Below are 19,569 nucleotides of genomic sequence, written 5' to 3'. Positions count from 1 at the left end.
CTTGATGAGGGGTTGACGAAGCGAAAGTTGCATTTGTTTTTGTTTCACTAAGAGCTTAGGTTAAAATGGAAAAAAAGAGGTGATTGGAATGGCGGAGCATCATTTTCATTTAAACGCAAGCTGGCCTGGTGGACGAAATAGCCACGGATATATCGAAGCAGGAAATTTACAAACGAAGATTTCGATTCCGAAAGAGATGGATGGACCTGATATTGGGACCAATCCAGATGAAATGCTGCTAGGTGCTGCAGCAACATGCTATATCATTACATTAGCAGCAATGATAGAGCGTGCAGACTTACCACTTGACCATATGTCGCTGGAATCAGAAGGGGTTGTTGATGTAACGAAGGGTGTATTCACCTATAAAAAAATAATCCATCGACCAACCGTTTCTTTACAAGCTAGCGCTACTGATGAACAACGTAGAAAACTAAGTAAGCTTGTGGAGAAAGCAGAAAAAAGCTGTATGATTTCTCGGGCAATAAAAGGTAATGTTGAGATTGAATTAGAAGAAAACTTAATGTGATTTCTGAATGAAACGATCGCACCAATTTAAGATGGTGCGTTCTTTTATGTTTAAATGCCAAGTTGAGATCATAATAGGAATACTGTTGCTTGCTAGATGAAAGGCTGATATAAATAGTGATCTTCACAAATAGAAAACTGATATATAAGTTAAAATGGCTGCTGTTTGTCATAGGCAAATTTTTCATTGGTATTCTTTCCATCATTCGCCAAGCTGATTACAAAGCTGCATCAATTTTTCACGATGCTTACAAACTATTAACAAATTGATGAAATCACTTCATTTTTTATGATTTTTTCATAAAAAAAGGGTAAAGTGTTTACTACAATGTAAACCGACATAATTAAGAGGGATGAGAAATGATGAAACGAAATTCGTTTTTTGACAATGCAAAGGTATTATTGATTTTTCTAGTTGTTTTTGGACATATTATACAGCCATTTATTAGTGATTCAAAAGGAATGAACACACTGTATATGTGGATTTACACGTTTCATATGCCGGCATTTATTTTATTGTCTGGATTCTTTGCGAAGGGTTCTGGAAACAAAGATTATATTTTAAAACTAGCAAAACGGTTATTAGTTCCATACTTAATCTTTCAAATCCTATACACCATTTATTACTTCTTTATTGGAAAAGAAGGCTGGCAAGCAGGGATTTTCTATCCGCATTGGTCACTGTGGTTCTTGTTTAGTTTGTTCTGTTGGCATATTCTGCTCTCCTGGTATAAAAAATTACCGGCTCTACTAAGTATTTCTCTAGCAGTGCTTGTTGGAATTATTGTGGGATATTTTGGTGAAATTGGGCATACCTTTAGTCTTTCTCGTACATTTGCTTTCTTTCCTTTCTTCCTCATCGGTTTCTGGCTAACGGAAAAGCAAGTAATGTGGGTGAAACATAGGCTGGTGAAAATTTCATCGGTTATCGTTATGACATTATTAGCGGTAGCAATTTACTACTTGCCTGATATTAATACAGGATGGTTACTCGCGTCCAGTTCTTATGGAGATTTAGGAATGGAACAGTATGGAGGAATTGCAAGGTTCCTATTTTATATTGTTGCTGCAGTGATGACAATTAGTATACTTGCTTGGATACCGCATATAAATCTAGGATGGGTTACGAAGCTTGGAACACGTACATTATATGTATATCTCCTTCATGGATTTATTGTTCAATTTTTCCGCCAAAATAATTACTTTGAGGTAAATGGGGTTATTGATGTTCTCGGGCTTGCAGCTATTTCAGCCTTAATTGTCATTGTGCTCTCCAGTAAGCCGGTTCTGCGCTTGTGGCAGCCGTTCATTGAAGGGAAAGTTACTTTATTGAAACAGACAATAAAAGGTGAAAGAAATAGAAGCACGACACAAACAGAAAGTTAAATGAAAATAATTGAAACTAAAACGACCATGGATCGTATGAGTAACTACCCCCCTTTTTAATAACATAAAAAGAAGCAGGCAATCGAGAATGATTGTCTGCTTCTTTTGTTTGTATCTTGTTTTCTAAAAGATAAAATGTGCAATCAGCGTTATAACTGGGAGTGTAATAATCGTACGCAGTAAGAAAATAATAACAAGGTCTATAAAGGTAACAGGAATCTTTGTTCCAAGTATTAATCCACCGACCTCAGACATGTAGATCAATTGCGTTACTGATAATGCAGCAATGATGAAGCGAGTAATTTCGGCTTCAATTGACGAACCAATAATTGCTGGCAGGAACATGTCGGCAAACCCAATGAGGATGGTTTGTGATGCTTCCTGTGCATGTGGAATTTGCATGAGTTCTAGCAATGGAATAAATGGTGCACCAATCCATTGGAAGAATGGTGTATATTCAGCGATTATAAGAGCAACCAGGCCAAATGCCATTACAACTGGGGCAACACCCATCCACATATCAAAAATGTTCTGTACGCCTTCTTTAATAAAGTTTGTGAAGCTCGTTTCTTTTTTCGCGCGATTTAATGCATTTTTATAGCTATATGTCAAAATGCTTTCGCCGGCAGGGATTGCTTCTTCTATTGGCTCAGCTGATTCATTCATATACGTATCCGGCTTTCTTGATAACGGAGGGATTCGCGGCATAATTAAAGCGGCTACTCCACCAGCTATAACAATTGTAATATAAAATGGAATAAACATATGTTCAAGGTTTACTTCTGTTAAAACGACTAAGGAAAACGTGATGGATACGATGGAGAATGTTGTACCAACTACTGCTGCCTCGCGTTTTGTATAAAGTCCAGCTTCATATTGTTTACTAGTAAGCAAAACACCGATTGTCCCATCGCCAACCCAGGAAGCAAGTGCATCCACAGAAGAACGGCCAGGAAGCTTAAACAACGGGCGCATTATTTTGGTCATTAACGTACCAAAAAGTTCCAATAAACCGAAGTTCGTTAATAAAGGCAGGAACAACCCAGCAAATAGAAAAACAGCAAATAATACATGGAGTAAGCTGTCTAATAGAGTTTGCCCCGTAGTTTCCCCGTGAATTGCTTCAGGACCGAGCTGAAAAAAGACCATAATCGCAAAAACTGCTGCAAGTACTCTTGTTATTGTCCAAAAGATACTTGTATAAAATAATTGCTGAAAAAAAGGTGTTTTTTCAAATGCTTCTTTCCCAGCTATTTTCGCGATCAACGTCATCACAGCTGTTATGACAATAATAACCATCATGATGGCAGAAAGCTGATTTTCAAGCAATGTTTGTACCCAATTTGCTAAAATTGCTATTGGTATTGTAACTCCATCCGCTGTTTTAATTGGAATGATAAAGATAAATACTCCAATCAGCGAAGGGATAATAAATTTAAAATGATCGATCAATCGATAATTTCTCATAATAACCTCCAAAAAACTCATACCCTAATTTAATATGGCTAAATCCAACTGTATGATTATACAACTTAACGGAAAAATATTCAATCCCAGTTTTAAGGTGATCGAAAGATACGCTTTATTTCCCCCATTATACCTTCATTGTAACAATCTGCGCACAATCATACCATTATGAATTATAAACCATTTAAATGGGCTCATCGCTCAGTTTCTCAGCCTTTGACCTCAACGGCAGTCCTCACCCAAAGAACTCAATTTCGCACGATTCACTAACTAATATATCTAATCACCCCCTTCAAAATGGATTGCCTATCAACAATGTCTGTTCATAATATTCCCACATATAACAAAAATCTTAACCTACCTGCTCATTCTGTACAAACGAATCATAATTCGATATCGTTAAAAGTAATAAGATGATGTTGTTCGGGGTAAAAGAATGATGAGGTGTTATATGTGGCTAAGACATTCAAATACAATTCGATTTATCGGTGTACTGTAATCGTATGGATGGCAGTAAAATTTATAATTAAGATATATTTCTTTTATTTTCGAAATAAAATATGGGATAAGAAGACTGTAGCACGATGGGATATAATGCTATCCGATATGGCAAGGGAGTACCGTGTCAAGGCTGAAAAGCTAGGTGGTATTCTGATCAAGCTCGGTCAATTTCTTAGTACGAGAACCGACTTTATGCCAGATATCTTTATCAAAGAATTGGATGATTTAGTGGATCGTGTACCACCAATGCCATATGAAGATGCAATAGCTACCATAGAGGAGGAATGGGGAACAGAAATGGCAACGCATCTGATGGCGTTTGAAAAAAAAGCAGTTGCATCTGCATCGATTGGCGACGTGTATCGTGCCATGCTAAAAGACGGATCAGCGGTGGCAATTAAGATACGGCGTAAACGCATTGAGGAAATTTTCCACAAGGATTTTGTAGCCCTGCGAATGGTCTTTTGGATCTTAAAGGTGTTTACGACATTTGGTAAAAAGGCAGATTTAAATGCATTATACAAAGAACTTGTTCTTGTTATGAATCGTGAGCTTGATTATGAGCAAGAACTGGAATTTGGGGAATACTTTTATAAACGGTATAAAGATGATGGCAGCATACGAATTCCCAAATACGAAAATGAGCTGTGTACTGAAAAAGTACTCGTAATGGAATGGATAGAGGGGGCAAAAGTAACAGATGTCGAATTTATGAGAAGACATCGCATTGATCGAGAGAGAACAACAAAAACGTTATTCGATCATTATATTGACCAGTTTCTTAATCCTGGGAAATTTCATGCTGACCCACATGCGGGAAACATCCGCATTCAGAAGGACGGTACAATCGCGATTCTTGACTTTGGGATGGTTGGTGAAATCAAAGTAGAGGATACGAAGCAATTTAAGCTGCTTGTACAAGGATTTATCATCGATAATTATGACATCGTTCTTTCATCTTTAGACAAAATGAACTTTCTTTTGCCTAATGCGGACAAAAGAAAGCTGAAACGGGTCATTAAAGAAACTGTTGATATGTACTCAGACGGATCGATGAAAAATATTGATTCAAAGGTAATGAGCCAGCTGAGCGAAGACATTAGTGTCATCATGCAAGACCAACCAATCCAATTGCCGGCAAATTATGCTTATTTGTTAAGAGCTGTTTCGATTGTCATTGGAATATTATTTGCTATCTATCCTGAAATGGATATAAAAAAATGGGCTGTGCCTAAGATTAAAACATGGTTCGGTAGAAAAAGTTTATTAGAATCTGTTTCCAAGCAATATGCAAAAAATCTGACCGAACCAATTTTATCGTATCCTCGTGCATTGCTTAGTTTTTTAGAAAGTGGGGAAAAGGATAGGAAATGGGATAAAGTAAAACATCATGTTCAATTAAAGCATCAATTTTATTTACTATTAGAGGTTCTTTCCTTTATGATGGTAGTAATAGCGATTGGCATATCCATTTGGGGATTTGTTGGAAGCATGAAACCGATGGCTGTCATTGGTCTTATCGTGTTAGGTATCTTTATCATTTTCTTGAACATAATTTTCGTAAGCCATTTGAGGATGATTAGAAGGGCAAAGGCTCAAGTAATTGATTCGTAAAGGATTGGCTTAAAACGCAAGATAAATCAGTATATAATATCTTGCTAGACTGGGCTAGCCCCCGGATTAATTTATCCACACAAAAAGCTAAAAAGTAAGGGAGTTGTTGGAAATGAGTGATTACTTAAAAAAAGGGTTTTTATTAGGTCTTGGTGCTGCTATTAGCGGTAAAGAGAAATTAGATCAAAAATTAAAAGAGCTTGTAGACAAAAATGAGCTAACTCAGGAACAAGCCAAAACTGTGATGAAAAATTTCATCGAAAAAGGTGAAATGAAAAAAGATGAATGGAATACTAAACAGTTTGAGAAAACGAAAAACATGGCTGACGAGTATGGGATTGCAACAAAAGAAGATATTAACGAATTGAGAGCACGCATCACGGAGTTAGAAGATAAATTGGATCAATTGAATTAATGCATACGGTGAACCGGCTATTAGCCGGTTCACTTTCAATTTAACGGCGAGAACGCTTGAGTTTAGCTAAAACCTACAAAGTATCTACGGATTGCCTAATGGCAAGAAGTAGTAGATGGTCAGTTCCGACCCAGCTTATCCTGGGATAAGCTGTTGCCTGCTGTAGTTGATGAAAACGACTCCTACGATGTGTCGTAAAAAGAGAGTGTCACCCATTTTCTTTGCGTTTCCATTTATTTAGTAGGAAACCCTCACTTCAAAAACGGACGTTTTAAGTGGCGGGAGGTTCATCTTAGCGAAAGATAGACAGATTATTCCTATATACGATTAATCGACACAATGGATAGTCCATTAATCAGTAAATTCTGTCTAATCTTAAATTTTTGTATTGATTCCTGTAATCAAATCCGTTATAATGAACGTGTAAACTTCAGTAGTACAGTATGTATAAAAGGAGTGTTGCGGTATGGAAAGCTTTTTTACGATAAGTAATGTTATGACTAAGAAGCTTGGCAGGAAGTTGCAGGACGAAGAATTGAAATTTTTGCAATGGATGTATGAACGCTATACCGAGGAACAACTGGAAACTGAAATAGAACATACAACAGAAGAAGCTCTGATTACATTAAATTCATAGCTAACAAAAGGTCTTGGGATTACCGAGGCTTTTTTTGTTGTTTGCATGCTGTAGATAACTTAGCCATCGAAACAGCACGTCCACGAAGCGCTAAAGCTGTAGCGTGACTTCCCTCACCTCATGACACAAAAAAAGCAGACTTGCCGGCTGCCAAGACAGGAGGCTTAGTCGCACTTATTCCTTGTGGTGAAATCGGGAATGGCCTCCAAGTAAGGATGGCTGATTAAAACCAGGCTACGCTCAACATCGGCAGGGCTATGTTTCCTTTTAGATGAACTTTTGCCCGTAGGAGCAAAAGTCATAGATCATCTTATAATTTGGAGTGAATCTCCTGCGTCGGAATGTTCGACAGGTCGAGTCACCCTAAAGATCGGAGCGCAGTCCGTACGTCGCTATCCGAGTGCTTAGGCTGTTGCTCTTGTCATCGTGGATTTCTATTATCATATAAATAATCATGCTATAATGAGAACATCTGAGTAGGACAACGGTAATAAGGAGTGATAGCAATGGCAGTAGCGAACAATACCATTATAAAAAAGATGTTAAATGAATTATACCTTGCTAAAGAGAACCAGCATGAACAGGATCAGATGGTGGCGCATATCGCAAATGTGCGTTTATTATGTGACCTCTTTTTAGAGGGGGAACAGCCTGTTGTGAAACAGGAGAAGACTGGTTTTACCGATGCAGAAATTAAGGTCATGCTTGGTGAACAAAAGGTGGGCAATGACTCCTTACAGGTAAATAACCCCAAAAGTACAAAATTAGATGACGAGGGTGCGAATGGCAACTCGATTTTTGATTTTTAATGATTGAAGGAGGAACTTGAAAATGAAATTATTTTTACTGCTAGGCGCAATTAATGGATTTTTAGCAGTTGCGTTAGGTGCCTTTGGTGCCCATGGATTAGAAGGGAAGTTGTCGGAAAAGGCGATTGCGACATGGGAGAAAGCAGTTGATTATCAGATGTTCCATACGATGGCATTGTTTGTTACTGGTCTGCTTTTAGCAAAATTCCCAAATGTTAGCTCCCTTGCCGCAGCGGGATGGCTATTTTTAATTGGGATTATTTTATTTTCTGGAAGCTTGTACATTTATTCCTTAACATCGGTTAAGACATTCGCAATGATAACACCGATTGGTGGGGTTGCATTTTTAATTGGGTGGGTATTAATAGGAATTGCAGTGATGCGAAATTTATAAATGGAATAGTAGATAGGTAGTAAAAAGAAATAGTATGATTCCGCGAAGTACCTGTTTTCCTGCTTCAGCTGTGTGCCTTGTTTGTAGTAGAATCATCGCATCACAGATAATACTCAGTACGATAAAGTAGAATGCTAGAAACAAGATAATAAGATAACCGAGAACAAGTGCTGCAAGTCCAAATATTAAAGCAAGAAACAATGTAATTAATTCCATCTGAATGAATTTTCGATATGGATGTCTCATTAGAATCATCGCCTCACTTCATTAAAATGCGAGTGAACAATCTCGTTAAGCAAATGGAATAAAGGATGACCCGATGGAGGTGGAGTCATCCTTTTTCTGCTTGCTATGGTTAATCCTCACCCAATCCTGAAAACGTTCAAACTGTCTTTTTATTTCAGTAAGTGATTTTTCAGTTTCTGTCCCAACGATTTATAACAAAAGATTAGCGTGGCGGATAGTTGGCAAACTGCTGCCCTCCACCATATGGATAATTATAATTAATTTCCTCTTCAAAGGTTACATAATCTAAATAAATCATAAGTAAAAGGTACCGTTCTCCTGTATTAGGATCACTTATAATAATATGGTCTCTTCCTGCGGCTTCGATAATGCCAGTAAATATTTTTGCATTCCATTCTGAATTATTTTCAAATGTCATGTAGAAGTTTGCTAGCTTTCCTCTGTTCAAACGCAAAATATTTTCGATATAAGATTGTTGTAAAGGTAGCATGCCGGGTATATCGGTTCCAGTTTGCTGTGTTTGTTGGGTTTGCTGTGGGCTTGGCTGCTGTGTTTGCTGGAATTGCCTCGTGTTGTAAACTGGATAATATGCTGGGGAAGTAGGTGGGTAATAATAGTATGGATAGCCCTGCACCTGGTATTGTGGTTGGCCGCTGTTCTCCTTTTCGCTCATAAAAAAACCTCCTGTTAATGAAATACTTTTCTGTTTCTTTTGGCCTTTTCGTATTACAGGAAAAGAGATTGATGCAATTGATCTCAGATTTTGTTTTACTAAACCAATCACAATTTTAACAAATGATCGATGTGCTTGATTTAGTTCCAGCCACTATTATCTGTAGACCCGTGGACAATCTTCCTGTGTTGGAGCATAAAAACAATGTGATTTGAATCTGCCGACGTTCCATTGATCGTACCATTGTGCTGGACAATCTCCTGCCGGCATAAAAAACCATAAAGAATTCGTTGCAGGATGCTGCCGTTCACCTTGGATAATGCGGCGTGCTAGTCGCTTATCGGATTCTCTCGCTCGTTGGTAGAAATATCCTTTCTGTGTTGCTTCAAAGCCACCTGGGCTTTGATATACCATGTCATTAATATTTCGTAACTGGGTAAAATCAAGACAATTGGAAATGACTCGATTAATTCCGGTATTTCCAACCATTAGCATTCCCAGTTCGCCATCCCCCTCAGCTTCTGCACGCATTAATCTGGCAAGCAGTGCTATATCATTTTCTGTATGTGCAACAAGAGCCATTGGTTTATACCTCACTTTTGTCTAATCTTGATGCTGAACTCACTACATATATCTATGCAAAACGATATAGGAACATGACAATAAAAATAGGCACTCGCTTTAAACACGTCACGAGAGGGTTTCCCTTCGTGACGTGTTTCTGAAACGAATGCCAGGTTGTAGTATGGTTGTTATCCATGATGATGAAATAAAAAAGCTAAAGCACGCAATGTACATTTGCATGCTTTAGCTTTAAAATTTAATTTCGTTTTAATTACAATGCAAAATAGGCGTCCACATCTTCTGCTGGTAAATAATTACCGACAATGAAATCGCCAAACTCAGCGTATTTTGTCGTCACTTCATCAAAGCGCATTTCATAAACAATTTTTTTGAATTCTAGGGCATCATGCGCGAATAATGTAACTCCCCATTCCCAGTTATCCAAACCAATGGAACCAGTAATGATTTCTTTTACTTTACCTGCATATTTACGCCCAGTCATGCCATGTTCATAAAGCAATCTTGTACGCTCTTCCTTTTCAATGGCAAACCAGTTCGCCTCTTCCCAGCGACGACGTGCCATTGGATAGAAGCATGCATGCTCCCATTTTGGAAGAATTGGGTATAAGCGAGCTTCAACCTGTGGAGATAATTTACGATCTTTTCCTTCATTCATTGGATTATGCATCGTCATCTCAACAATAGAAACATAAGAATAATCTGGAATGAGATAATCTCCAAGCTTCGACTTGTTGATTTCACGTTTAATTTCTTCTAATTCATCCATTGTAGGACGAAGGAAGATAAACATGAAGTCGGCTTTGTTTCCGACAACTTTATAAAGAGATTGGCTGCCTAGCTTTTCTTCTTCAACAGCTTCCCACTTTTTCATTAATTCTTTAAACTCCTTGATTGCTGTGTTTCTTACTTCTTCTGATGTCAGTTTCCATGAAGCCCAGTCAAATGTGCGGGTATCATGAACAACGGACCATCCATCCATGGTTACTACTGCTTCTGCCATGCTCATTCACTCCTTAAAAAGAAAAAATGTTCTCCTATGTTTTTACTATAGCACATTAAGGGTATTCTAATCATATGAAAGGGTAATGAAGTCGATTGTTTTTCCATATTGTCATTTCTTTGTCATAGATTGTTGAAAAAATAGGTTATTTCCTTTAAAAATACAGGAAAATTAGCTATCATTGTTAAAAGACACACATATTATTGTGATGGAGGTTTTTTTATGGGATCATTATTTGATCAGCTCACAGCAAAAGTATCGAACTCAAACAAAAAGATTGTTTTTCCAGAAGGTCTTGATGAACGAATTCTGACTGCTGCAAGCCAATTAAGTGCTGCAGGGGTTGTAACGCCAATTTTGATTGGCAATCAGGAAAGCATCGAAAAAAAGGCGGCAGCAAACAACATTGACATTGCTTCTTGTACGATCATCGATCCGCAGGAATATGCGGAATTCGATGGAATGGTCGAAGCTTTCGTAGAGCGTCGTAAAGGAAAGGCAACAGAGGAGGATGCGCGTAAAATTCTTCTTGATGAAAACTATTTCGGCACGATGCTCGTTTATATGAATAATGCAGATGGGCTTGTAAGTGGAGCGGCACATTCAACTGCTGATACGGTACGCCCAGCATTGCAGATTATTAAAACAAAAGAAGGCATTAAAAAAACATCGGGCGTATTTATTATGGTACGTGATGATGAAAAGTATGTTTTTGCAGATTGCGCCATCAATATTACTCCGGACAGCCAGGATTTAGCAGAAATTGCAGTGGAAAGTGCACAGACGGCTCGACTATTTGATGTCGACCCGCGTGTAGCAATGCTTAGCTTCTCAACAAAAGGTTCTGCCAAGTCACCGGAAACAGAAAGAGTTGTCGAAGCGCTCGAAATTGCAAAAGAAAAAGATTCATCACTCGTTATTGATGGAGAATTTCAATTTGATGCAGCCTTTGTACCGAGTGTTGCCGCGAAAAAAGCTCCAGATTCTGTTCTAAAAGGGGATGCAAATGTATTTGTTTTCCCAAGCTTGGAAGCAGGAAACATTGGATATAAAATTGCACAGCGACTTGGTGGATTTGAAGCAGTTGGTCCAGTGCTTCAAGGATTAAATCGACCTGTAAATGATCTTTCTCGCGGCTGCAGTGCTGATGATGTTTATAAGCTAGCGATTATTACAGCAGCACAAGCAACGGAATAAGTAGTATACAGAAAAAAACAACGACCGCGGATTCATTTCTCCGCGGCGTTATTTTTTTCTAATCGCTGCACGTTAGCAACAGTCTCATTACGTTTGATCATTTGGATATACCTTTTTTCAAATGTATTGAGTTCTGTATTTGAAAAAGGCGTCGTCACAATTTCTTCGCATATATCCTGTAACGCAATGTAGAGTCTTTTTTTCATATCCTCGACGGTTAAAGGCACTCCAAGCAAATCAGATAGTGACCCCATTACATCTGGTTCTACACTCGGGTAAATAAATTTTGTTTCCGTTTCCTTTTTTGCAATCGCATAGAAATCTCGAATAAGAGAAGCTCTTTCCTTACTGTTTCCTTCTACATCAAGATAAATTTGCACTGCAGCACCGTCCTTTACTCGCCGCTGTGAAATGCCTGCAAATTTTTTCCCGTTAATGCTTAAATCAAAGTCACCAGGACAATAGGACCCGACAATTTCATATGCTTTAATAGCGGTTGTTAAATCGCGCAGCATATATTCGACCAAACGAACCATTGCTTCATAGCAGTCATGAATCGAAAGCTCTGCGACACCTGGTATGACAAGGGATATATTTAATACACCACTATCGAGTGCAACTGCAAGCCCGCCAGAATTTCGAACGACAACATGGTAGCCTTGCTCGGCTAAGAACTGAACGCCTTCATCTAGAAAGGGAAGCCTCGCGTCTGGAATGCCGAGCACAATGGTTTTGTCGTGTACCCAAAGTCGTATAGCAGATGGTGACGTTCGATTGCTTACAGATACAGCTAGTGCATCATCAACAGCAAAAGATGTAAGTGCTGTGTATTTTTTTTGTTGAAAAATTGTTTCATGGGAATGATCAAAATATCGTAATGTCGATTGACCGACAATTTCTTTCCAGTTTTTCATTTTTATCTCCTTACCCTTTTAAGCTTTCCATACTTATTATATAATAAACTAAATAAGGAAGTATTAAAATTGCAGAAAAGAACGGATGGGGAATAAATGGCGTATAAAGACGAACAATTGTCGGAGGAAAAAGTATTTAAAGATCCTGTTCACCGGTACGTCCATGTGCGGGATCGTGTTATCTGGGATCTGATTGCTGCTCCGGAATTCCAACGGTTGCGTCGAATAAAACAACTCGGGACAACAAATTTGACATTCCATGGGGCGGAACATAGTCGATTTAACCATTCACTTGGCGTGTACGAAATTGTCCGTCGAATCATTAATAACTTTCAGGACAGACCTCATTGGAATAAAGACGAGCGACTCTTATGCCTTTGTGCAGCTCTATTGCATGATCTTGGTCATGGGCCTTTTTCACATTCCTTTGAAAAAGTGTTTAAATTGGATCATGAGTATTTTACCCAGCAAATCATTTTGGGTGATACAAAAGTAAATGAAATTCTAGAGCGTGTTAGTGTAGGCTTTGCGCAGAAGGTTGCCGATGTTATTGCAAAAACCTATGAGGATAAATTGGTGGTCAGCTTAATTTCCAGTCAAATTGATGCTGATCGCATGGATTATTTGCAACGTGATGCTTACTTTACGGGAGTAAGTTATGGTCATTTTGATATGGAGCGTATTTTACGAGTAATGCGCCCGATTGAAGATCAAGTAGTCATTAAATCAACTGGGATGCATGCGGTCGAGGATTATATTATGAGTCGTTACCAAATGTATTGGCAAGTATATTTTCACCCAGTTACAAGAAGTGCAGAAGTAATCTTGACAAAAATCCTTCATAGAGCGAAATATTTATATGAAACAAAGGACTTTACCTTTAAATTACAACCGACCCATTTTGTTTCCTTTTTTAAAGGTAAAGTGGATCTAGCAGATTATTTAAAGCTGGATGAGATGGTTGTCCATTATTATTTTCAGCTTTGGCAGGAAGAGGATGACGAAATCTTAAGAGATTTATGTGAGCGATTTATGAATCGACGCTTATTTAAATATGTTGAATTTAATCCCAATCTTCAAATGAATGAGTGGATGGAGCTGTATAAGCTGTTTCAAGAAGCGGAAATTGATCCAGAATATTACCTTGTTGTTGATTCTTCTTCAGATTTACCATACGATTTTTATCGACCTGGTGAAGAGGAAGAGCGGCTGCCAATCCATTTATTAATGCCTGATGGAAGCTTGAAGGAGCTTTCCAGGCATTCGGATATCGTTGAATCCATTTCAGGTAAAAAACGGACAGACCATAAATTATATTTTCCAAAAGATCGGTTGAATGAATTGAAGGATCAGAGGTTAAGAACGCGCATTATGGAAATTCTTTACGGGCAAGGAGCGAAAGTTGATGTTGAATAATCATGCCAAATTAATCCGTTTCTTTTCAGAAGCAAATGGCATAACAGGGCGGAAAAAATTGCAAAAAATGATCTATATTTTACAGAAATGCGATATCCCTTTTGAAGAGAAATATCAATTCCATTTTTATGGACCGTACTCAGAGGAGTTAACATTACGTGTAGAAGAGCTTTGTAATCTTGGATTTTTACAGGAAGAAAAAGAGGATAAAAGCAACTATTATCAATACAATTATAATATAACACCTGCTGGAACAGAGTTTCTGAATCAATTTTCAATGGAAATGCCGGACATGACAACAAAGGTGGCGATGCTGAAGGAAAAGAGCTCGCGTTTTCTGGAGCTTGTCTCCACCATGTTTTATTTTGATGATTTACCGCTTCAGGAGAATATTGAAAAAATCCACATGGTCAAACCAAAGCAAAAGTATAGCGATGAAGAAATTGAGGATGCAATTCGTTTTATGGAAGAATTGAAACAAGAAGGCAAATAACGTCTCATGCAGGATAGCCTTGTGCTACAATAGCAACTAGTAACAATGGAGGAGGGGCATTTATGAGCTCAGATCAATCTTCAAATAAAAAGAAGAATTCCTTTACGATCATTAAGGATGATTCAACAGATGGCCATGGAGGCTATGGTGTTGGAGCAATCAGTTTAGAAAACATGTCATCCGTAATTGTCGATCCGAATGAAAATAAAGCATACGTAGATATGGGAGCGATGCATGCACGAAGTGAAGTCGAACGTCGCGTGAAATGGTTACCGGATCGAAATGAAGTACCAAACGGCAAGCTATATTGGATCGTTTGGGTGAATGTGGAACGCGGAGACAATGGTCCTTACTATTCCGGTGTCACAGGCTGTGAAATCCGAGTGGATCGTGAAATAAGGCGTGCCTATAAATCAATGGGCCAGCATGTGACGCATATGGAAAAATCGCTCAAAGGGAAAATTATCGTTGACCACATGGATGAGCAATCGAAAAATCTGTTAAGAGATTTCCTGATAGATTTTAACAAAGATATGTGGGATAACAGTACGGACGAATTAAAAGAGGCGCTTCCACTGCAATAGAGAATATGACAATTTTGTGTCCGAATCGTGAATCATTTGTTAAATCGTTGTACTTTGTACCAATAATTTGTAAACTATTGGTACATGGACTAACTCATGTTTACTAGGACAATAAAACAGCCAGCCTTCAGGACTCAACCTGAAAAGCTGGCTGTTTTATTGCCTTCTGTTAGCGCACCATCCCACGCCACTAAGACACCATATCCAAAAATAGCGCACCATCCCACGCCACTAAGACACCATATCCAAAAATAGCGCACCATCCCACGCCACTAAGACACCATATCCAAAATTAGCGCACCGTTCCCAGCTCCTAACACTTATAAAACATTAATTAAACAAATCAAACCAACGTTCGAAGATACCTTTTTCTTCCTCTACCACATCTTCTTCTTCAACTGGATGTTCGGAGCAATAGTTTCTCGGCTCCGTTCCTTTTTCAAAGTACATAATTCTGCTTGCACCACAGCTAGGTGTTGCACGTGCGCCGGTCTCGGGATCTATCGGGATGCCAATTACTCCAGATGGCATAGCAAAAACATCCTGCGCCATCCCTTTGTGAGCCCCTTCCATAAAGCCAGCCCACATCTCTTTTGCGTAGGCTGATTCAGCAACAAGTTCCATGTTCCGGTTATCATCGTAACCGACCCAAATGCCTGTAACAAGGGAAGGGCTATAACCAATCATCCAGCTGTCCGAATCAGTTGTTCCAGACTTCCCGGCATATAGGCGACTAAGCTCCTTCGAAATTGTTGCACCAGTTACAGAGGTATAGCCATTCATCTCGACATCAAACATCCCAGTCATCAGGTGTGTTAAAATAAATGCTTTTTTCGGATCAAGCAATTGTTCTGATGTATCCTCATGCTCGTAAACTACTTTGCCATTCCGATCCGTAATTTTTTCTACCGTATATCCGGAAATTGACCTCCCCCCATTAGCCAGTATTCCGTAGGCACTCGTCATGTCGTTTACAGAGACAGAGGCAGTACCTAAAGCCAATGCTGGTACAGCTTGAAAATCCCCTCTCAGTCCGAAGGTTTCAGCGGTTTCTATCAGTTTTTCAGGTCCTAGGTACATATTTGTTTTGACAGCATACACGTTATCGGACATGGCAAGTGCTTGGGCCAGTGTTATCGGCTTATTTGCATAATACCCGTTAAAATTACTCGGTTGATAGCTATTGCCATCACCTAACGCAAAAGTAGTTGGTTTGCTCATTAATTTCGTGCTTGGTGTATAGCCATATTGCAGTGCAGCGTAATATAAAAAAGGTTTAAAAGTTGACCCTGACATTCGCTTGGAATTCATTGCTCGATTATAAGTGCTTTCTGCATAATCCTTTCCGCCAATCATGGAGAGAATTGCACCGTCATCAGGATCCATTGCAATAGCAGCAGTTTCTACTCCACTGGAAGAATCAATTGTTGCACGTACTTGTTCTTCCAGTTTTTGCTGGTATGCACGATTTAATGTTGTATAAATATGAAACCCGCCAGCACGAATTTCATCCGGACTTAAATCTAAGAATTTAGCAGCCTCTTGTAAAACAACATCCTGAAAATAGGGGGCAGTATCCGCAGGCTCAGGTGTAATCGAATAATCCAGCTGCTCTTCGATAGCCCCAACATACGCTGCTTCAGAAATATACTTGTCATCCAATAGATGCTTTAAAATTTGCTGTTGGCGCCGATTTGCATTCTCTTCATTGTTTAATGGGGAGTAATAGGTTGGCCCCTTTGGTATTCCGACGAGCATCGTAGCCTCGGCTAAGGATAACCCACTTGCTTGTTTATCGAAGAAATAATGGCTTGCCGCCTCAATTCCATATGCTCCATGCCCATAATAAATTGTATTTAAATAGCCTTCTAGAATCTCCTCCTTGGAATAAAACATTTCCAGTCGTATAGTATAGAATGCTTCTGTTAGCTTTCGTGTCCATGTTTTTTTAGGGGATAAATAAAGGTTGCGCGCATATTGCTGGGAAATGGTGCTCGCACCTTCTTTTAACGAACTATTACGTAAATTTTTAATAACTGCACCAGCAATTCGCTTCAAATCAAACCCTTGATGTTCATAAAAATGCTGATCCTCCGTTTGTAATGTAGCTTCAATAACCGCAGGAGATATGTCATCTAAGCTAACCCAGTGCTTTGTAAGGCTACCACGCTGCTCGCTTATTATTTCTTCTTCACGATCATAAATGATAGTTACTTGGTCATTTGCCAATTTAGGAGGACCTAAAACGAAGGCCACTAAATAAATTGCAGCTATTGTAAACACACCTATAGCAATAAGTGTAAGTATAATCTTTTTGAAAAACTTCTTCGGGAAAAGTTGCATGCTCGTAATCTCCAATGTAAAGTCTTGTTTTTATCATTATGGGAAAAGCGGCATGGAAATAAACTTAAGGCAGCAAAAATCCCGATTTTTGCTAGTAGGCAGAGGGAGAATTGCATCTTTTTATTGCTACTCACCGTGTTTTATCGCTATAATAGGGATATTATAGATTCAAGAGGCGATAGTATGGATGCACCGCAAAAAAAGATAAACATTATACTCAAGACAACTATTGATGATGATGGACAACTGGAGAGCAACGAACAGAGCTACCACGGAGTTCTTTTTCAAAAAAACAATATGGACGTATTGATTTTTGAAGAAACATTAGAAGATGGTTCCACCATTAAAAACTTGCTCACAATCTATCCGCATAAGGTTAGTATTAATCGTTCTGGTGCAGTGAAAATGAATCAAAAGTTTCAAGCTGACCAGATAACGGAGAATATATATCACCATCCCCATGGTAAAATACATATGGAAACATATACAGAGACCATTGAATATAAGAAAGCAAGCAATGGAACAGAGGGCACATTAGCGATTCATTATACGGTGAAGTTAAACGGGCAGGATAAACGAAAACATACATTGAAATTGGCATATCAAGAGGAGGAAACGCAATGAACGTTTTGGAACAAACGGAAAATACATTGAAGCAGGAAATCGCTGTTGCTGTTATCCAAGCAAAGCTAGCGACAGAAGAAGAGCTTCCTGCAATTATATTAGAAAAACCAAAGGATAAGGCACATGGTGACTTTGCCTCAAATATTGCGATGCAATTGGCACGAATCGCTAAAAAGGCACCGCGTCAAATTGCTGAAGCTATTGTAGCAAATTTAGATCAATCAAAGGCGTCGATCGAGAAGGTCGAAATTGCTGGACCTGGATTCATTAATTTCTTTATGAAAAATGATTTTCTTGGAGAAATCATCCCAACTATTTTACAGGCTGGAGAAGATTACGGAAAAACAAATACTGGAAATGGCGAACGTGTACAGGTTGAATTCGTTTCTGTAAATCCAACTGGAGACTTGCATTTGGGACATGCCCGTAATGCCGCTTTTGGAGATGTGCTTTGTAATGTGCTTTCCGCTTCGGGATATAACGTAGAGCGCGAATACTATATTAATGATGCAGGAAATCAAATTGATAACCTCGGTTTATCTGTAGAAGCTCGCTATTTCCAAGAACTCGGTGAAGAATTTGATATGCCAGAGGATGGCTACCATGGACAAGCTATTATTGAGATTGCGAAGAAGCTTGTTGCAGAATACGGCAATGAATTTGCTTCCAAAGATCAAGCAGAGCGACTCGCGTTCTTTAAAGAATATGGATTGAAAGCATCCCTTGAAAATATTGAAAAAGACTTAAAAGCGTTCCGTGTTGAATTTGATAATTGGTTTTCAGAGCGTTCCCTTTATCAGGAAAATAAAATTCCTGTTGCACTAGATAAGCTAGAGGAAGGGAATTACACGTATGAAAAAGATGGCGCGATGTGGTTCCGCACAACTGATTTTGGTGATGATAAAGACCGTGTGCTCATTAAGCAAGACGGAAGTTATACCTATTTAACACCAGACATCGCTTATCATAAGGACAAGCTCGACCGTGGATTTGATTCTATTATTAATGTATGGGGAGCTGACCATCATGGATATATTCCAAGAATGCGCGCAGCAATTCAAGCGCTTGGCTACCCGGTTGAAAGGTTCGATGTGAAAATTATTCAAATGGTAAACCTATTTGAAGGCGGCGAAAAAGTGAAAATGAGTAAGCGAACAGGAAAAGCTGTTTCATTAAGAGAGCTAATGGAAGAGGTCGGCGTTGACGCGGTTCGTTATTATTTCGTTACTCGTTCAAATGATTCACAGCTTGACTTTGATATGGATTTAGCCCGCTCCCAGTCCAATGATAATCCAATTTTCTACGTTCAATATGCGCATGCCCGTATCTGTACAATGCTCGAACAGGCGAAAAGTAAAGGATTTACAGTCGGGGGAGATTTTAATGCTGCATTATTAACTGCAGAAAAGGAAGTAGATCTAATGAAGAAATTAGGTCAGCTTCCACAAGTCGTTGCAGACGCTGCCGAGAAGCATACGCCACATAAAGTAACACAGTATGTTTTTGACTTAGCCTCCGCATTGCATAGCTTTTACAATGCAGAGAAAGTGTTGGATGCAGATCATAAAGAAAGAACACAAGCACGAATTGCTTTAATGAAAGCTGTTCGCATTACACTTGCGAATGCCATGACACTGATTGGCGTATCTGCACCAGAGAAAATGTAATAACTAAATGTGAACCACTGAAATTTTTTCAGTGGTTTTACTATTTTAGAATTAACTTTATGATGTGGTCGCAGGC

The 19,569-nt window shown here is 38.8% G+C and carries 20 protein-coding genes; 13 read left to right on the top strand and 7 right to left on the bottom strand.

The features are described 5' to 3' along the window. Positions 1-88 precede the first annotated feature (88 nt). Positions 89-529, top strand: coding sequence for an OsmC family protein (locus MHH64_RS21480; RefSeq protein WP_095307747.1), 441 nt, complete (start codon positions 89-91; stop codon positions 527-529). A 362-nt stretch (positions 530-891) separates the two neighbouring features. Further along, the gene (locus tag MHH64_RS21475; RefSeq protein ID WP_095307837.1) at positions 892-1,914 is read left to right on the top strand and encodes an acyltransferase family protein; all 1,023 of its coding nucleotides are present in this window, start codon (positions 892-894) and stop codon (positions 1,912-1,914) included. Between the two features lie 123 nt (positions 1,915-2,037). Here MHH64_RS21475 and MHH64_RS21470 read toward each other — a convergent pair whose 3' ends face one another. Beyond that, the gene (locus tag MHH64_RS21470) at positions 2,038-3,381 is read right to left on the bottom strand and encodes a YjiH family protein (protein ID WP_251660219.1); all 1,344 of its coding nucleotides are present in this window, start codon (positions 3,379-3,381) and stop codon (positions 2,038-2,040) included. A 453-nt stretch (positions 3,382-3,834) separates the two neighbouring features. Here MHH64_RS21470 and MHH64_RS21465 point away from each other — a divergent pair, with 453 nt between their 5' ends. From MHH64_RS21465 to MHH64_RS21445, 5 genes are all read left to right on the top strand, one after another. Continuing rightward, complete coding sequence (locus tag MHH64_RS21465; protein WP_340002420.1) at positions 3,835-5,496, top strand: AarF/UbiB family protein; 1,662 nt, start codon at positions 3,835-3,837, stop codon at positions 5,494-5,496. Positions 5,497-5,608: 112 nt separating this feature from the next. Beyond that, positions 5,609-5,911, top strand: coding sequence for a hypothetical protein (locus tag MHH64_RS21460; protein ID WP_095307751.1), 303 nt, complete (start codon positions 5,609-5,611; stop codon positions 5,909-5,911). A 466-nt stretch (positions 5,912-6,377) separates the two neighbouring features. After that, on the top strand, positions 6,378-6,548 hold the full coding sequence (locus MHH64_RS21455; protein WP_168927270.1) for a hypothetical protein: 171 nt from the start codon (positions 6,378-6,380) through the stop codon (positions 6,546-6,548). Positions 6,549-7,054: 506 nt separating this feature from the next. Continuing rightward, positions 7,055-7,357 carry a YwdI family protein gene (locus tag MHH64_RS21450; RefSeq protein ID WP_095307753.1) on the top strand — a complete coding sequence of 101 codons (303 nt, stop codon included), beginning with the start codon at positions 7,055-7,057 and terminating at the stop codon, positions 7,355-7,357. Between the two features lie 22 nt (positions 7,358-7,379). Continuing rightward, the gene (locus MHH64_RS21445) at positions 7,380-7,751 is read left to right on the top strand and encodes a DUF423 domain-containing protein (protein ID WP_095307755.1); all 372 of its coding nucleotides are present in this window, start codon (positions 7,380-7,382) and stop codon (positions 7,749-7,751) included. On the opposite strand, the gene MHH64_RS21440 is transcribed toward MHH64_RS21445, so the two are convergent. From MHH64_RS21440 to hemQ, 4 genes are all read right to left on the bottom strand, one after another. Further along, entirely contained in the window at positions 7,746-7,997 is a 252-nt protein-coding gene (locus MHH64_RS21440; RefSeq protein ID WP_095307758.1) for a hypothetical protein, read from the bottom strand. The genes MHH64_RS21445 and MHH64_RS21440 overlap by 6 nt on opposite strands. Positions 7,998-8,199: 202 nt before the next feature. Beyond that, a complete protein-coding gene (gerQ, locus tag MHH64_RS21435; RefSeq protein WP_095307759.1) occupies positions 8,200-8,670 on the bottom strand; it encodes a spore coat protein GerQ in 471 nt (156 codons plus the stop codon). A gap of 156 nt (positions 8,671-8,826) precedes the next feature. Then, entirely contained in the window at positions 8,827-9,252 is a 426-nt protein-coding gene (locus tag MHH64_RS21430) for a cell wall hydrolase (protein ID WP_095307761.1), read from the bottom strand. 253 nt (positions 9,253-9,505) lie between these two features. Beyond that, positions 9,506-10,255 (bottom strand): hydrogen peroxide-dependent heme synthase, encoded by a 750-nt coding sequence (gene hemQ, locus MHH64_RS21425; RefSeq protein ID WP_095307763.1) that lies wholly within the window; start codon positions 10,253-10,255, stop codon positions 9,506-9,508. Positions 10,256-10,477: 222 nt separating this feature from the next. Between hemQ and pta the strand changes: the two genes are divergently transcribed. Beyond that, the gene (gene pta, locus MHH64_RS21420; RefSeq protein ID WP_340002419.1) at positions 10,478-11,452 is read left to right on the top strand and encodes a phosphate acetyltransferase; all 975 of its coding nucleotides are present in this window, start codon (positions 10,478-10,480) and stop codon (positions 11,450-11,452) included. A 32-nt stretch (positions 11,453-11,484) separates the two neighbouring features. Here pta and MHH64_RS21415 read toward each other — a convergent pair whose 3' ends face one another. Continuing rightward, positions 11,485-12,366, bottom strand: coding sequence for a lipoate--protein ligase family protein (locus MHH64_RS21415; protein ID WP_095307767.1), 882 nt, complete (start codon positions 12,364-12,366; stop codon positions 11,485-11,487). Between the two features lie 96 nt (positions 12,367-12,462). Here MHH64_RS21415 and MHH64_RS21410 point away from each other — a divergent pair, with 96 nt between their 5' ends. The 3 genes from MHH64_RS21410 to MHH64_RS21400 all read left to right on the top strand — a co-directional run bounded on the left by MHH64_RS21410 (position 12,463) and on the right by MHH64_RS21400 (position 14,859). Next, the gene (locus tag MHH64_RS21410; RefSeq protein ID WP_095307769.1) at positions 12,463-13,782 is read left to right on the top strand and encodes an HD domain-containing protein; all 1,320 of its coding nucleotides are present in this window, start codon (positions 12,463-12,465) and stop codon (positions 13,780-13,782) included. After that, positions 13,772-14,275, top strand: a complete 504-nt coding sequence (locus MHH64_RS21405) for a hypothetical protein (protein WP_095307771.1) — start codon at positions 13,772-13,774, stop codon at positions 14,273-14,275. Before MHH64_RS21410 ends, MHH64_RS21405 begins: the two co-directional genes overlap by 11 nt. Before the next feature lie 62 nt (positions 14,276-14,337). Next, on the top strand, positions 14,338-14,859 hold the full coding sequence (locus tag MHH64_RS21400; protein ID WP_095307773.1) for a YwhD family protein: 522 nt from the start codon (positions 14,338-14,340) through the stop codon (positions 14,857-14,859). A gap of 330 nt (positions 14,860-15,189) precedes the next feature. On the opposite strand, the gene MHH64_RS21395 is transcribed toward MHH64_RS21400, so the two are convergent. Then, on the bottom strand, positions 15,190-17,202 hold the full coding sequence (locus MHH64_RS21395) for a transglycosylase domain-containing protein (protein ID WP_340002418.1): 2,013 nt from the start codon (positions 17,200-17,202) through the stop codon (positions 15,190-15,192). Positions 17,203-17,385: 183 nt separating this feature from the next. Here MHH64_RS21395 and MHH64_RS21390 point away from each other — a divergent pair, with 183 nt between their 5' ends. Both MHH64_RS21390 and argS read left to right on the top strand, forming a co-directional pair. Further along, positions 17,386-17,826, top strand: a complete 441-nt coding sequence (locus MHH64_RS21390; RefSeq protein WP_095307779.1) for a DUF1934 domain-containing protein — start codon at positions 17,386-17,388, stop codon at positions 17,824-17,826. Then, on the top strand, positions 17,823-19,493 hold the full coding sequence (gene argS / locus MHH64_RS21385; protein ID WP_095307781.1) for an arginine--tRNA ligase: 1,671 nt from the start codon (positions 17,823-17,825) through the stop codon (positions 19,491-19,493). The genes MHH64_RS21390 and argS overlap by 4 nt, the downstream gene beginning before the upstream one ends. Positions 19,494-19,569: the final 76 nt, after the last annotated feature.

This window comes from Oceanobacillus sp. FSL K6-0127, assembly GCF_037983385.1.
GTDB classification, from domain to species: domain Bacteria; phylum Bacillota; class Bacilli; order Bacillales; family Amphibacillaceae; genus Oceanobacillus; species Oceanobacillus profundus.
The sequence above is the reverse complement of the archived record's forward strand: the minus strand, read 5'-3'. Positions and strand labels throughout refer to the sequence as shown.